This window comes from Bacillus sp. FSL K6-0073, assembly GCF_038006085.1.
Classification (GTDB): Bacteria; Bacillota; Bacilli; order Bacillales; family Bacillaceae_G; genus Bacillus_A; species Bacillus_A cereus.
The window spans coordinates 4,523,408-4,538,311 of the sequence record NZ_JBBOUN010000001.1; the positions used below are offsets into that span (position 1 = coordinate 4,523,408).

A 14,904-nucleotide genomic window follows, 5' to 3' on the forward strand; every position below is an offset into this window, starting at 1 on the left:
TATAATTTCGTATTTTATTAGATTACTTTCGCTTCTGTATGGAGCAACGATACAAGTTCTTTTACTTGATCTTGCAGCTCGCCTTGTAACACTTTTCCTGCATCTTTCTTAGGAGGCAAATAGATTTCAATTGTTTTTGTTTTTGCTTCCACATCATCTTCTTCTAAATCTAAATCATCTAATTCTAATTCTTCTAGCGGCTTTTTCTTCGCTTTCATAATACCTGGAAGCGATGGATAACGCGGTTCATTTAAACCTTGCTGTGCTGTTACTAAAACTGGTAATGAAGTTGCAATCACTTCTGTATCACCTTCAACATCACGCTCAATCTTCACATTTGTACCGTCAATTTCAAGTTTTGTAATTGTCGTTACATATGGAATATTTAACGCTTCAGCTACGCGTGGTCCTACTTGTCCAGATGCACCATCAATTGCAACGTTTCCACCTAAAATTAAATCTGCATCTTTATCTTTTAAATATTCAGCAAGCACTTTTGCTGTCGTGAACTGGTCACCATTTTCTACATCATCTTCAATATTAATTAATACGGCTTTATCACAGCCCATTGCTAATGCAGTACGAAGTTCTTTCTCACTATCTTCGCCACCGACTGTTACAACTGTAACTTCTCCACCTTGTGCGTCTCTTACTTGAATTGCTTCTTCAATTGCATATTCATCGTAAGGGTTGATGATGAATTCCGCTTCGCCATCGTAAATTGCACCGTTTTTAATTACGATTTTTTCTTCTGTATCAAATGTTCGTTTCATGAGTACGTAGATGTTCATTCCATTTACCCCCTTGTTTTTCAGAAAGATTCTATCAATTTTAATTTTCTGTTAATTTATATTAAAAAAATAATTGAACTACCTGCCACTAAATGAAGGTTTACGCTTTTCTAAAAATGCAGCTACACCTTCTCTTCCATCTTCACTTGTAAATACTTCACCAAAAATCTGTGATTCACGTTGTACACCTTCATAGTAATGAGACGATTTTGTCGTTTGCAATAACTCTAGTACAGCACGAGTTGTTGCTGGACTTTTTCCAGCAATTTGTTTTGCAACTTTAAGCGTATCATCTAAAAGAGATTCTTCAGAGAACAATCCGTTAACAAGTCCCCACTTTAATGCTTCTGCACCAGTAATTGGTGTACTTGTTAACATCATTTCACAAGCTTTCGCTTTCCCAACATAACGTGGTAAGCGCTGTGTACCTGCAAAGCCAGGAATTAATCCAAGTGTTAATTCAGGTAAACCAAGTTTTGCACTTTCAGTTGCAAAGCGCATGTGGCAAGACATAGCAAACTCAAGGCCGCCGCCCAGTGCCGCTCCATGAATTGCCGCAATAACTGGTTTTGAACATTTTTCAACACGCTCAAACGTAACTTGTCCAAGCTGTGCTAATTCTGTTGCTTGTTTCGCTTCAGTAACAGATGTAAATTCTTTAATATCTGCTCCCGCTGAGAAGAAACGTCCTTCACCGTGAATAACAACAACACGAATGTTATCATCCTTTTCCACTTGATCAATTAATTCAGTAACGTCATGCATAACTTGTGAAGACATCGCATTCGCTGGTGCGTGATTTAACGTCGCCACCGCGATATGATCTTCAACTCTTACAGATAGGAATTTCAACATGATCCCTCCCATTATTGACGATAACCACAAGCTGCAATAAGTAGCCCGTGTACCGTTTTTGAAAGTGCGACCAGATCATACTTATGATCGCTCATTACCCAATTGGTCACAACTTCATCTACTGTTCCAAAGATCATTTGTCTTGCCACGCGAACATTTAAATCTGCTTGAAATTCACCTTGTTTTATACCAGTCTCTAAAATCTCATCCATAACTTGTAAGTAGCCTTTTAATACTTCATTTATTTTAAGGCGCAAGTCTTGATTGGACTGCCTCAGCTCTAATTGCGTAACGATAGCAAGAGGATCATTTTGCGACAACAGCAAGAAGTGCGTTTCTACCAACATGAATAACTTCGATACAGCGCTTTCAATTCCTGCTGTTTTTTGACGAATTGTTTCGACAAATTCTCCCATCTTCTCTTGGAATAAGGATATTAATATATCTTCTTTATTTTTAAAATATAAATAAATCGTGCCATCAGCTACCCCAGCTTGCTTTGCGATTTTAGAAACTTGCGCTTGGTGGTACCCATTCTCCGCAATCACAATGACTGCCGCATCAATAATTTGATTGTATTTCGGTCTATTTTTCTTCACTTTACTGTCCCCTTCAAGAAGATGACTGAATGAATAGTCATTCATATTCTTATAATACTGACTATTTAGAAAAGTGTCAATCCTATTTTTTCAAAAAGAAAGGGCCTTAGCCCGTTTGCTCATCCTCATTCTTTCTCTTCTCTTCATCTATTAGAACACGGCGCAAAATTTTCCCTACTGTCGTTTTCGGCAATTCATCTCTAAACTCATATACTTTCGGCACTTTATAAGCCGCTAAATATTTACGTGCAAACTGATTTAATTCTTCCTCAGAGCACTCCGTACCTTCTTTTAACACAACAAATGCTTTAACTGTCTCTCCTCGGTACGGATCTGGAACTCCAATTGTCACTACTTCTTGCACTTTTTCATGCTCATATAATACTTCTTCAACTTCACGAGGATACACATTAAATCCACTCGCGACAATCATATCTTTCTTGCGATCTTTTACATAGAAGAATCCATCTTCATCCATGTAGCCAACATCACCTGTATGGAGCCAGCCATCTTGCAATACAGCCGCTGTTTCCTCTGGCTTATTCCAGTATCCTTTCATAATTTGAGGACCTTTCACTACAATTTCCCCTATTTCTCCTGGCGGTAATGCCTCACCAGTTTCAAGTGACATAATGATCGCTTCTGTATCTGGCCACGGAACTCCAATGCTACCTGGCACTCGCTTTTCCCATAAAAAATTACTATGTGTAACCGGAGAGGATTCTGTTAAACCATATCCCTCTACTAGTTTACCACCTGTAACTGTTTCGAACTTTTCCTGTACTTCTACTGGGAGTGGTGCTGATCCACTAATACAAGCACGAATAGAAGAAATATCGTATTCTTTTAAAAGTGGGCTATTTAAAAGAGCGATATAAATAGTTGGTGCACCTGGAAATAGTGTCACTTTATGCTTCTTAATCGCTTCAAAAACCATTTTCATATCAAACTTTGGAATAAGGACCATTTTGTATCCTTGCATAACACTCAAATTCATAACAGCCGTCATGCCGTACACGTGGAAAAATGGAAGAACCCCAAGAACGACTTCTTCTCCTTCTTTGCAATTATATAACCATTGAACTCCCATTAACGTGTTAGAGACGAGGTTTTTATGCGTTAACATAACGCCTTTCGGAAATCCGGTTGTTCCTCCTGTGTACTGTAAAAGAGCTAGATCTTTTTCAGGATCACAAGGCTCCTCAACATCCGTATTCACTTCTTTTTCTACTGAATTCCAAAGATGAATCGTTTCACTCTCTGATACTTTCACAACTAAATTTGACTGTTTTTTCTGCACAAATGGATACAATAGATTTTTAGGGAATGGTAAAAAGTCCGCAATGCGAGTTACGATAATATGCTCAATTTTTGTAGCAGATTGAACATTCGTTACTCTTGGAAACACTAAATCGAGACAAAGAATTACTTTCGCTCCCGAGTCATGAAGCTGATATTCTAATTCTCTCTCTGTATACAGTGGATTTGTTTGTACTACGATACCTCCCGCAAGTAATGTACCATAATAACCAATTACAGCTTGCGGACAATTCGGCAACATAATAGCAACTCGATCACCCTTTTCCACACCGAGCTTTTGAAGATAATTTGCAAACCTCTTCACCTTATCATGGAAGTCCGAAAACGTAATATCCTTCCCTAAAAAGTGAAGCGCTTTCTTTTCTGGGTAGCGAGAAGCCATCTGTTCTACATATCTATGAAGCGGCTGAATATCATAAGAAATCGTACTCGGAATTTCCTCTGGATAACTTTTCAACCATGGTTTTTCCACCTTCATTCCCCCTTCAAATACATAAAAATAAATGAATGTTCATTCATGATGGTTATTTTCATTATATTATAGTCACCATAGCGTTACAATCATAATATTCTGACTTTTGTATAACTATGCTTTACTTCATTAACTTCTTATTATATGTAGAAACTCTCTTAATCTTAAAAGAGTAAGAGAGTTATAGTTTAACTTAATCTTATTATCGTTAACACTGCTCCTGGAGTAGTTGTTGATAATGTTGCGACAGCTAACAAACCAAATAATTGCAAGCTAATAGCATCTCCTGCTGCAAGAGTTGTAATGATTGTTGCGCTAAATGATGTAGTCGCTACAGCAGGAGAATTAATCGTCCCAGCAAGTGGTGCTCCATTGATTGTAATCCGTGAACTAACTAATAATGAAGCCGTTATATTAATCGAATATGAAATATAGTAATTTCCAGCATTTGCAACCGTAAATACTGTATTTCCCCCGGAAACCGTAATACCTGGACCGATATTTTGATTATTCGGAAGCGGGACATTCGTTCCACCTAGAAGTACTGATATCGCTGTTCCTGACGTATTATTTGCAAATGCATATGTCGCCGTGATACTTGTACCTGTAGCTCCGGTTGGGCCTGTCGCTCCTGTTGGACCCGTTGATCCTGTTATTCCTGTCGCTCCTGTTGGACCCGTTGGACCCGTTGCTCCTGTTATTCCTGTCGCTCCCGTTGGACCTGTTGAGCCTGTTGCTCCCGTTGCTCCCGTCGATCCTGTTGGACCTGTTGAACCTGTCGCTCCCGTTGAACCTGTCGCTCCCGTTGGGCCTGTTGAACCTATCGCTCCTGTTGGGCCTGTTGAACCTGTCGCTCCCGTTGGACCTGTTGAACCTGTCGCTCCTGTTGGGCCTGTTGAACCTGTCGCTCCGGTTGGGCCTGTTGAACCTGTCGCTCCTGTTGGGCCTGTTGAACCTGTCGCTCCCGTTGGACCTGTTGAACCCGTTGATCCCGTTGGACCTGTTGAACCTGTCGCTCCCGTTGCTCCTGTTATTCCTGTCGCTCCCGTTGGACCTGTTGAACCCGTTGATCCCGTTGGACCTGTTGAACCTGTCGCTCCCGTTGCTCCTGTTATTCCTGTCGCTCCCGTTGGACCTGTTGAGCCTGTTGCTCCCGTCGGACCGGTTGGACCAACCTTAGGCACTGTCCCATCGCAACTAAAACAGCATGAATCAACATGTACACCATTTTGATTATTACACCCACAATATCCATTTATGTTATTGCTCCATGAAGACATGTTGATCACTTCCTTTATATTCGATCTTTCTAGTGCAATCACCAACTAAAAAAACAACTATCTAAATAACAAAGAAATACTTTGCCTAGTCGGGGATAAAACACAGATTTCCTCCATACATTCTAGTAATTATTACATGCGATTCACTCTCCTTTTGCTTGTACTTTCGCCCCATCTCCACAGATTATTAACCATACACATTACACTTTCGTACACAGCCAAGTTCCCATTTTAACTTTCCACATTCGCCAATATTTTTAGTAAAGAGACTTACTCTCCATAAAGTGAAACTTTAATCAGCCCGACTCCCACCTAACTTCTTTGCTCCACCCAAATTTTGAGATATGAATCTTACGGCCGGGCAAATAGCGGGATAAATAACGACTATAATATATATAAATTCATATAATTTGTTGTTTTTCGTCAAAATTTTAAAAATATATTGACACTTAAAATACCCTCATAGTATGATTTGGGTGTTGTAATTGATAACCATTTTCACTCATGGTACTAGTTACAAAAAACACTTAATTTGGGGGCAGAAGATGAAGAAAATTATCAGTATTTTTATAGTAGTTCTTCTATTCGCTGTTGGATGCGGACAGCAAAAAGAGGAGAAAAAAGAAACAAAAGCGGACAATAAAAATCAAGCTATAACAATTAAACACGCTGAAGGGGAAACGAAGTTAGATAAACCAGCGAAAAAAGTAGTTGTACTTGAGTGGGTATATTCAGAAGACTTATTAGCACTTGGTGTTCAGCCAGTAGGGATGGCAGACATTAAGAATTATAATAAATGGGTAAATACAAAAACAAAACCGAGTAAAGATGTTGTAGATGTAGGGACACGTCAACAACCAAACTTAGAAGAAATTAGCCGTTTAAAACCAGACTTAATTATCACAGCTTCATTCCGTGGTAAAGCAATTAAAAATGAATTAGAGCAAATTGCACCAACAGTTATGTTTGATCCATCAACAAGTAATAACGATCACTTTGCTGAAATGACAGAAACATTTAAACAAATTTCAAAAGCAGTTGGAAAAGAAGAAGAAGGTAAAAAAGTATTAGCTGATATGGATAAAGCATTCGCTGATGCAAAAGCAAAAATTGAGAAAGCAGACTTAAAAGATAAAAACATTGCAATGGCACAAGCATTTACTGCTAAAAACGTACCAACATTCCGTATCTTAACTGACAATTCTTTAGCTTTACAAGTTACAAAAAAATTAGGTTTAACAAATACTTTTGAAGCAGGAAAATCTGAGCCAGATGGTTTCAAACAAACAACTGTAGAATCATTACAAAGTGTACAAGATTCAAACTTCATTTACATTGTAGCGGATGAAGATAACATTTTTGACACGCAACTAAAAGGCAACCCTGCTTGGGAAGAATTAAAGTTCAAAAAAGAAAACAAAATGTATAAATTAAAAGGCGATACTTGGATTTTCGGTGGTCCTGAGTCTGCAACATCTTTAGCAACACAAGTAGCAGATGTAATGACAGCGAAGAAGTGATTACACGATGAATAGCTTACAACACACACTTCGAGCAAGTCTTGTATTCGGAGGAGGAGCAGCTCTCTTGCTCCTCCTTTTCTTTATTCATATCGGACAAGGTCAAGCAAACATTTCCTATAGTATGATTATTGATGCTCTTATCTCACCGAACCAATCGCTAGAACATCAAACTTTAATCATGCTTCGATTACCTAGAGCTGTAATTGCCATTTTAGCTGGAGGCGCTCTTGCTGCATCAGGGGTTATTTTACAAACGTTAACGAAAAATCCACTTGCTGAATCCAGTACAATGGGTATTCACTCTGGCGCATATTTCTTTCTAGTAGCGGCTACAATTTTCTTACCGAAAGGTTTACAAATTAATTCTCTTCTGTTCACATTTATCGGCGGCGCTATTACTGCTTTATTTGTATACCGTATTTCTGGTGGAAAAAAGGGAACCCCACTTAGAATGGCATTAGCTGGTATGGTCGTTACATTAATGCTCTCTGCCTTTACCGGAACGATGCAGCTTTTCTATGAAAATGAAACAGCTGGTTTATTTTTATGGGGAGCTGGCTCTCTTATTCAAAATAACTGGGATGGCGTTCAATTTGCTTTTCCATTTATCATTATTTCTTTCCTAGTTTTACTATTTATGTCTCGTAAACTCAACATTCTCTTACTTGGTGATGATGTTGCTGTTTCTCTTGGTGAAAAAACAGCAGTAACACGTCTTATCGCCTTCATTGCTGCAATCTTTTTAACAGCAGTAATTGTTACTGTTGTTGGACCAATTGGATTTGTCGGCTTAGTTGCGCCTCATTTAATGCGCCTTATCGGATACCGTCAACACTTTACTCTTCTTCTCTCTTCTTTCTTATGGGGGGCAGTATTATTACTTGGAGCAGATGTTGTCGGTAAATTAATAGATCCAACCGGTGCAGAACTTCCTGTTGGGGCAGTCACAGCAATGATTGGATCTCCTTGGCTTATTTACTTAGTGTACCGAATGATGAAGTCGAAACAATATATGAATGATAACGGTGCGAATGCAGCTGGAGCTAGTTCCCGCTATTACTCTTATAAAAAGGTAATCATTATATCTATCACACTTTGTATTGTGACGATTGCTCTTGGTGTTACAATCGGTAGTAACGCTTATATCGAAAGTATTACAAATGTTATATCAGGTCAATTAACACTATTTGACAAAAATATGATGATGAATCTTCGTTTACCAAGAATGCTCGTGGCTGCTATTGCTGGCGCATGCCTTGCAATAAGTGGGCTTGTTTTCCAAGGTATATTACGAAATCCACTTGCCGATCCTTCTATTATTGGTATTTCATCGGGAGCTGGTGTTGGTGCTTTAACTATTATGTATGTCTTTCCTGCACTTCCTGGTTTCTTTCTACCAATTGGTGCATTTATCGGAGGACTACTTGCAGTAGGAATTGTCCTCTTCTTTTCATGGAAATCAGGATTTAGCCCAACAGCCCTTGCTTTAATAGGAATTGGTATTTCTGCACTTGGCTCGGCAATTATTCAAATCTTTATCGTTAGAGCCAATTTGAATGTTGCCGCTGCTTTAACATGGTTATCTGGCAGTACGTATGCAAGAGGATGGAATCACTTAGAAAATATCATTCTATATCCATCTCTAATTCTTGTATTCATTATCTTTTTCTTAATAAAACAACTTGACGTTCTCGTACTTGGAGACGATTTAGCAACTGGACTTGGGCAACCAGTAAATAAAACACGTCTTGCTCTGATTGTGCTAGCGACACTACTTGCATCAGTAAATATCGCTGCTGTCGGTACAATTGCCTTTTTAGGCCTTGTCGCACCTCACTTAGCAAGAATTATTGTTGGTATGAATCATCAAAGACTATTCGTTTGTTCAGCACTATTTGGAGCAATCCTTCTTTCTGTTGCTGACTTACTTGGACGTACAATCGCATATCCGAAAGAAATTCCTTCTGGTCTTGTCGTTGCTGTACTTGGAGCACCTTATTTCTTATGGTTGATGAGGAAGAGTGGGAAGAAGGTTAATTAAAAGACGGCTTCATATATGTGAAGCCGTCTTTTCCTATTATGGCATAAAATTAACATAGGCTTTGTACATAATATATATAACAAGTAAATACATGATTATATTGAACACACTTCGTTTTAAAGTTAACTTTCTCTTTAATTTCTTATCTTGTAATCTCAATTCTATTCCATTCGCTATTTTCAACCTACCTACTATTTGAAATAACTCTCTGTAATCATCAGCATTTCCCAATAATACGTATTCGTTATCATTTTTATACTTTATATGCAGAAACTCACTTCCACCTTTACGGTCTAATATTGTTTTCATATAAGCTACTTCATTCAATACACATACTTTTAAATCAACTTCATTATAATAACGATCCATAAAAAACACATACAACCGTTTATTTGTAACGATTAACACATTATTAATACCGAAGTTCATTGCAAGAACGCCTATCCCTAATGTCATTGCTGTGCCTGTCTGCCAATTTTTCACACGATGATTTTCGGCAAGCATACTATATAAAATCTCTTCGCTTCCCTGTAACTCTTCTTGTACAACCTCATAACAACGTTTCATTAAAATTGTTTTTGTTACAACTTCTTTTGTACGATCTATTTTCTTTTTATCTATTTTCTCATCATTTCTATAATCATCTACACAATTATCGCTATACTGTAAGTTATTTAATTCCTGAAGTAACTTTTCTTTATTCATTCCTTTTCCCCCCCAGCAGCTTCTTCAATTTCTTTCTCCCTCTTGAAAGCCTACTATATACCGTATCTCGTGTCATACCGAATTCAAGCGCTATTTCTTGTACGCTATATTCATCTAAATACCTTTTTATAAAAATTTTCTTATCTTCTTCATTCAATTCTTTAATTAAAACGTAAAAATTATAATCTCGCTCTTCTTTTGTTAAATTGACATTTTTTCTATCTTCATATATTTCTTGCTGAAACTCTTGTAATTGATAAGACTTATTACTTTTTCGTTTATAATCGATGGCCTTAAACCTAGCGACAGATATAAGCCAGTTTCTAAACTTCCCACGATTTTCATCATAACTACTAATGTTGTACCAAACGATTAATAAAATATCGTCAACACATTCATCCACTAACACCTTACTCTGTGCAGTATCTAAAATACTATGAACTACCTTATAAATTAAATCTCCATATCGATCAATTGCTGTATGTAATGCTAACATATCTTGTTTCCGAAGACCTTCTACTATTTCTATATCCTTCACCCTTATCACCACTCTTTATCCTATTCTTTATTCATTATATATACGAATGAGCACATTCGTTTCCTGACACTTTTACAAATATTTTCTAATTGTTTTCATATTGTAGCAATGCTTAATTAATTATTTCTTGTGGAACAGGGATTATATTATCTCTCACGAATTTAATCTATGAACAAAAATAGGAGGGATAACTATGTACCAAACAATTGAAGGCTTTTTACAATCATGGACATACGAAGCAGAGTCTACTGAGAAAATGCTTGATTCATTAACCGATGCATCTTTATCACAAGAAATTGCACCTGAACATTGGACTTTAGGAAGAGTCGCTTGGCATATCGTGACGGCAATTCCTGTTATACTATCTGGCACAGGGCTAAAGTTTGAAGGAGAAACGAAAGATTATCCTGTTCCAACTTCTGCAAAAACAATTGCAGATGAGTACCGTAAAGTGAACGCGGCTTTTGTTGAAACACTTCAAAATAAATGGACTGATAAAGACTTAGCTACTATTAACGACTTCTTTGGTCGCCCTATGCCGAATTCTATATTTTTAATGACACTTATTAATCATCAAAATCACCATCGCGGGCAAATGACGGTTTTAATGCGACAAGCCGGCTTAACAGTTCCTGGTGTGTACGGCCCCGCAAAAGAAGAGTGGGCTGCGGCTGGAATGGTAGCTCCTAAAATGTAATGACAAAAAAGACAAGGTGTTTACATATCTTGTCTTTTTCTGTAACTTGTTTCATGTGAAACTATTTTTTAAAATGGTTGTTTTATGGAATATATAGGTTAAAATGAATACATATTACGAAGAGGAGTAACCAAATTGAATACAAAAAATAAAAAAATAGCTATGGGAACTATTTTACTAACTTCCCTTATTGGAGTTATTAGTGTATCTCTTTATTTCACCTATTATGGTACCCCTTGGGGAAAACAAGCAGCAATTACGGACTCAAAAGAATATATTACAAAATATTTTAATCTAGATGCAGAAGTCAAAAATACTTCTTACGATGCTAAAATGAATAGCTATGCCATCTCCTTTGAGACAAGTAGAGACGGAGATTTTACTATCGAATATAAAAGTCCTAATAACTTTAATATCTCTCCAGGAGTTCAAGAGTATTTAAGCAAACACTCCAAATTTACAGAGTAGTAACGAAGCATACATATACAAAAAAGAGTTAGTGTAACGCCAACTCTTTTTTCTTATTCTTGTCATACAGCTATATCTTCCTTCTCTATATTTTTAATTCCGTAATATGCAATCACAGCTCCAATTGCTGCGAGTGCTAGTTGAAGGGGAAGTAAAGTTGCTGTAGGAAACGCTGGGTTGCTATTCATTGCAATTGCTACAACGATAAGAGATGAAACAATTGTAGTTGGCACTGAACGTTTACGCATTCCGAAATATAATGGGATTAAACTCATTCCCGCAGTTGCAATAGCTAAAGGAACCAGTTTTATTCCTTCTTGCACCAATTGATCTACTGTGAATGAATGAGGAAGAATTGAAAAATAACTATCTATCCCAAAGAAAATTCCTACTACTAAAATGTTAGATACAATAACTGTTATAAATGTTACTATCGCTGTAATAGCCAACTTACTAGCCATCATTTTCTTTCGGTTAATAGGATAAGAAAACATGAGTAGTATTGTTTTATTTTTATATTCGCCAATTATTAACCTTGCGATTAACACACTACCAAAAATAATAAATGTTGCTCTTACTACTGTACTAGCCATTAGCAAAATCATCTGCGGATCTCTTATTTCTGGATCTCCTTCTATTTGTGCAATGAAACTAACAAAGATTAATAATGCCAGTATAATGATATTTGCAATAACTGCTCCCCTCACATACCATCCAAACTTAAACTTCTTCAATTCTAGCTTCATAAGACGTAGCATGATAGTCCTCCTTTCATTTAAACTTTAATCAATATAAATTACCCCTGTTTTACTTAAAATCTTCACTTCGTTTTTTGCATCACCAATAGTTCCTTCTTTTATCTTTTCTGTATTTTTATCTTTCTTAAGTCCTTTTAAATCCACTATTACGTCAGCCGAATTACTTTTAGCCATAAGCTTCAATGATGCAGGGACACCTTTATACCGTACGCCAATATCACCTGATTTTGTTTCTATAAATAATGATTTTCCTTCTGTCATATCTTTCAGTAATACTTCCCCAGATGTTGAAGTGATGTTCATATTTGAGTTACTTACATTTGTTATATAGTTATCACCAGTCGTAGACTTTATATTTAATTCTTGTACTGAACTACCTTTTAAAACTAACTCTCCACTTTGCGATATGAATTCACCTTTCTCGGCTGATAGTCCTACAATCATTTCATCTCCAGACTTGCCTTTTGTCATGATATTTTTTACTACTATATCTCTTATTTTCACATCACCCGATTTATTATTTAATACAATTTTATTTATTTCTTTCTTCGGAATAGCTATAGATATACTATTTTTCTTCCTAAACGTAAAACCATTAAAAAATCTGTTCATCTTTTGTTTTTGTTTAATCACAATTTTATTTTCATCATTTTCTATTTTGACAGGATCTATCTCTTTATCTACTTGTTCACCTTGAGCGGAAATTACTATTTTATTAGCGTCTGTACTTTTAAATTCAAGATTCCAGTTTTCATTATCTACTTCTATTTCTTTTATATTATTTATCTCAAAAGACTTTTCTTTCTTAAAATCTTTCCCCTGAAATACCTTAATACCAAAAACTACACTAGCAATTGTAATGAATAATATTGCAATTACTATTATCTTTTTCACCATTCATACCCCAGTTCGTTGTTGTTTTAAGCTTGCTTCACACCACATCAATCTTATCGATTTTACGAAACGATAAATAACTAATGAAAATCCCTAATAAACAGAGCACGATTGGGATAGCTATAAAATCAAACATACTTACTTGATCGTTTCCAGGACCAACGTTACCACTAATCAGCATACCAATTATTACTGCCGAAGTAATCGTTGTCGGTGTCGATTTCTTTCTCATTCCAAAAAATAAAGGAATTAAACTTATACCAGATATCATAAATGCACTTATAAAAGTATCTGGAACGATAGCTATTATTTCACCTATCGTAGCTGGCGTTTCAATCAGTCCCATCATTGGACTCACAAAATATACGAGTAAACTAATAATAAAAGTAGCGATAATGGTGCTCACAAAACAAAAACAAAAAACAATTGTTAATTTCGCCCTCATTAGCATTTTCCTTTGCAGCGGGTACATAAACGATAATTGCATCGTTTTGTTCTTATACTCATCAATTACTAAACGTGATAAAATGACCGAACTAAAAATAATGAATGTTATCCTAATAAAAATATTTGCTGCAGCCATGTTCTGTGTGAAATCAGAGAAGAGCATGTCTTCCTCGGCTTTCATTCCCAATGCCATAAGGCTTACTGCAGCGAAAATTGCTATAATACAAATTGCTACACTTTTAAAGTAACGAGATAATTTATGTTTCTTCCATTCGAGCTTCATTAATTTAAACATATAAATTACGCCTCCATTCTTTATATACCTGTCTCTACGCTGCTAACATTCTAATTCCAGCAGTAACGAAGCTTAACATTCCTATCACTAGTACAATGAACAACCATTTCCGCTCTGGTTTTCTATAATATAAAATTCCACTTATTAGCATTACGATAAATCCACTTACCAGGTTCAGCCACAGTCCATTAAGCATGAATACCTTCTCCATCCATTACATTTAAGAAATATTCTTCTAAGGAACTATGTTTCTTATTAATACTTTCAATTTCCACATCGTTCATAATAAGTGCTTTTGAAATGGCTTGCTGTGTCACCGCCACTTCATAAATCCGAATCATGTTTCCGCTCATTATTTTGTAATTTTTTATACCAAGTTTATCTTCTAAAATATAAGCTGCACGTTTCACATCAGGAACAGTAATTTCAATATACTCTGTTTGTTTTCCGTTAATACTCTTCATTGAAACTTCTTTTATTAGTTTTCCATTTTGAATCACACCAATTGTATCGGCCATTAGTTCCATCTCACCTAAAATATGACTAGAAACTAATAATGTAATGCCATATTCTTTGCAAAGCATTTTAAATAAGTCTCGTAACTCTTTAATACCAATTGGATCTAAACCGTTAATTGGTTCATCTAAAATGAGCAATTCTGGCTTTGTAACGATTGCCCTTGCAATACCGAGTCGTTGTTTCATTCCTAATGAAAAATCTTTTACTTTTTTATTATCTACCCCTTGTAGTTTCACTAAATGTAAAGCATGGTCAATTGCATTTTTATCGTAGTAGCCCATGTATTCACAATGTAGGTCTAAGTTTTCTTTCGCCGTTAATTTATCATAAAAGATTGGATATTCAATAATTGTCCCCATTCTTTTTAATACTTCATAAGATGTATCTGTTAATTTATCACCGAAGATTTCAATATCACCACTCGTCGGTTTTATTAAATTTGTAATCATTTTCATAATCGTTGTTTTACCAGCACCGTTTGGTCCTAAAAAACCGTATATCTCTCCTTTTTTCACATGCATGTTAACACTGGAAATAACTTCTTTCCCTTTAAACACTTTCGTTAACTGATTTGTTTTTAATATATATGTCATGTTACTTTCCCCTTTCGCAATACTCTATATTTCTATAATAGACAACGGAAATCTCTTTTTTCTTACCCGTTTCTTACAAATTCCTTACGCTGAAAAAAAGCTTGTAGAA

16 protein-coding genes are annotated in these 14,904 nt (G+C 36.1%); 4 read left to right on the forward strand and 12 right to left on the reverse strand.

Features of this window, described 5'->3' with window-relative positions:
* Positions 1–17 precede the first annotated feature (17 nt).
* The 5 genes from etfB to MHB52_RS23395 form a co-directional block, all read right to left on the reverse strand.
* Positions 18–791 (reverse strand): electron transfer flavoprotein subunit beta, encoded by a 774-nt coding sequence (gene etfB, locus MHB52_RS23375; protein WP_001029028.1) that lies wholly within the window; start codon positions 789–791, stop codon positions 18–20.
* A 78-nt stretch (positions 792–869) separates the two neighbouring features.
* The gene (locus tag MHB52_RS23380) at positions 870–1,646 is read right to left on the reverse strand and encodes an enoyl-CoA hydratase (protein ID WP_000911292.1); all 777 of its coding nucleotides are present in this window, start codon (positions 1,644–1,646) and stop codon (positions 870–872) included.
* Positions 1,647–1,657: 11 nt separating this feature from the next.
* Positions 1,658–2,245: a TetR/AcrR family transcriptional regulator gene (locus MHB52_RS23385; protein WP_000742223.1), complete on the reverse strand. Its 588-nt coding sequence runs from the start codon at positions 2,243–2,245 to the stop codon at positions 1,658–1,660.
* 106 nt (positions 2,246–2,351) lie between these two features.
* On the reverse strand, positions 2,352–4,037 hold the full coding sequence (locus MHB52_RS23390) for a long-chain-fatty-acid--CoA ligase (RefSeq protein ID WP_016118686.1): 1,686 nt from the start codon (positions 4,035–4,037) through the stop codon (positions 2,352–2,354).
* A 188-nt stretch (positions 4,038–4,225) separates the two neighbouring features.
* The gene (locus MHB52_RS23395; protein WP_227593283.1) at positions 4,226–5,317 is read right to left on the reverse strand and encodes a BclA C-terminal domain-containing protein; all 1,092 of its coding nucleotides are present in this window, start codon (positions 5,315–5,317) and stop codon (positions 4,226–4,228) included.
* A gap of 545 nt (positions 5,318–5,862) precedes the next feature.
* Between MHB52_RS23395 and MHB52_RS23400 the strand changes: the two genes are divergently transcribed.
* Both MHB52_RS23400 and fhuB read left to right on the forward strand, forming a co-directional pair.
* Positions 5,863–6,837: an ABC transporter substrate-binding protein gene (locus MHB52_RS23400; protein WP_000720874.1), complete on the forward strand. Its 975-nt coding sequence runs from the start codon at positions 5,863–5,865 to the stop codon at positions 6,835–6,837.
* A gap of 7 nt (positions 6,838–6,844) precedes the next feature.
* Positions 6,845–8,881, forward strand: a complete 2,037-nt coding sequence (fhuB, locus tag MHB52_RS23405; RefSeq protein ID WP_001087096.1) for a Fe(3+)-hydroxamate ABC transporter permease FhuB — start codon at positions 6,845–6,847, stop codon at positions 8,879–8,881.
* A gap of 36 nt (positions 8,882–8,917) precedes the next feature.
* Here fhuB and MHB52_RS23410 read toward each other — a convergent pair whose 3' ends face one another.
* Complete coding sequence (locus MHB52_RS23410) at positions 8,918–9,586, reverse strand: hypothetical protein (RefSeq protein WP_001031129.1); 669 nt, start codon at positions 9,584–9,586, stop codon at positions 8,918–8,920.
* Positions 9,579–10,082: a sigma-70 family RNA polymerase sigma factor gene (locus tag MHB52_RS23415; RefSeq protein WP_206702468.1), complete on the reverse strand. Its 504-nt coding sequence runs from the start codon at positions 10,080–10,082 to the stop codon at positions 9,579–9,581. The genes MHB52_RS23410 and MHB52_RS23415 overlap by 8 nt, the downstream gene beginning before the upstream one ends.
* Before the next feature lie 235 nt (positions 10,083–10,317).
* Between MHB52_RS23415 and MHB52_RS23420 the strand changes: the two genes are divergently transcribed.
* Both MHB52_RS23420 and MHB52_RS23425 read left to right on the forward strand, forming a co-directional pair.
* Positions 10,318–10,821: a DinB family protein gene (locus MHB52_RS23420; RefSeq protein WP_000284964.1), complete on the forward strand. Its 504-nt coding sequence runs from the start codon at positions 10,318–10,320 to the stop codon at positions 10,819–10,821.
* 135 nt (positions 10,822–10,956) lie between these two features.
* Positions 10,957–11,289: a YfjL-like protein gene (locus tag MHB52_RS23425; RefSeq protein ID WP_001093299.1), complete on the forward strand. Its 333-nt coding sequence runs from the start codon at positions 10,957–10,959 to the stop codon at positions 11,287–11,289.
* A gap of 62 nt (positions 11,290–11,351) precedes the next feature.
* Here the strand turns inward: MHB52_RS23425 and MHB52_RS23430 are convergent, their stop codons facing one another.
* From MHB52_RS23430 to MHB52_RS23450, 5 genes are read right to left on the reverse strand one after another with little or no spacing between them, the layout of a single operon-like run.
* Positions 11,352–12,047: an ABC transporter permease gene (locus MHB52_RS23430; RefSeq protein ID WP_061663235.1), complete on the reverse strand. Its 696-nt coding sequence runs from the start codon at positions 12,045–12,047 to the stop codon at positions 11,352–11,354.
* Between the two features lie 24 nt (positions 12,048–12,071).
* Entirely contained in the window at positions 12,072–12,944 is an 873-nt protein-coding gene (locus tag MHB52_RS23435; RefSeq protein WP_061663236.1) for a DUF4097 family beta strand repeat-containing protein, read from the reverse strand.
* Positions 12,945–12,978: 34 nt separating this feature from the next.
* The gene (locus tag MHB52_RS23440; RefSeq protein WP_000475529.1) at positions 12,979–13,683 is read right to left on the reverse strand and encodes an ABC transporter permease; all 705 of its coding nucleotides are present in this window, start codon (positions 13,681–13,683) and stop codon (positions 12,979–12,981) included.
* Between the two features lie 34 nt (positions 13,684–13,717).
* Positions 13,718–13,879 carry a hypothetical protein gene (locus tag MHB52_RS23445; RefSeq protein ID WP_000931813.1) on the reverse strand — a complete coding sequence of 54 codons (162 nt, stop codon included), beginning with the start codon at positions 13,877–13,879 and terminating at the stop codon, positions 13,718–13,720.
* Positions 13,872–14,795, reverse strand: a complete 924-nt coding sequence (locus MHB52_RS23450) for an ABC transporter ATP-binding protein (protein WP_044796494.1) — start codon at positions 14,793–14,795, stop codon at positions 13,872–13,874. Before MHB52_RS23450 ends, MHB52_RS23445 begins: the two co-directional genes overlap by 8 nt.
* Positions 14,796–14,904 lie beyond the last annotated feature (109 nt).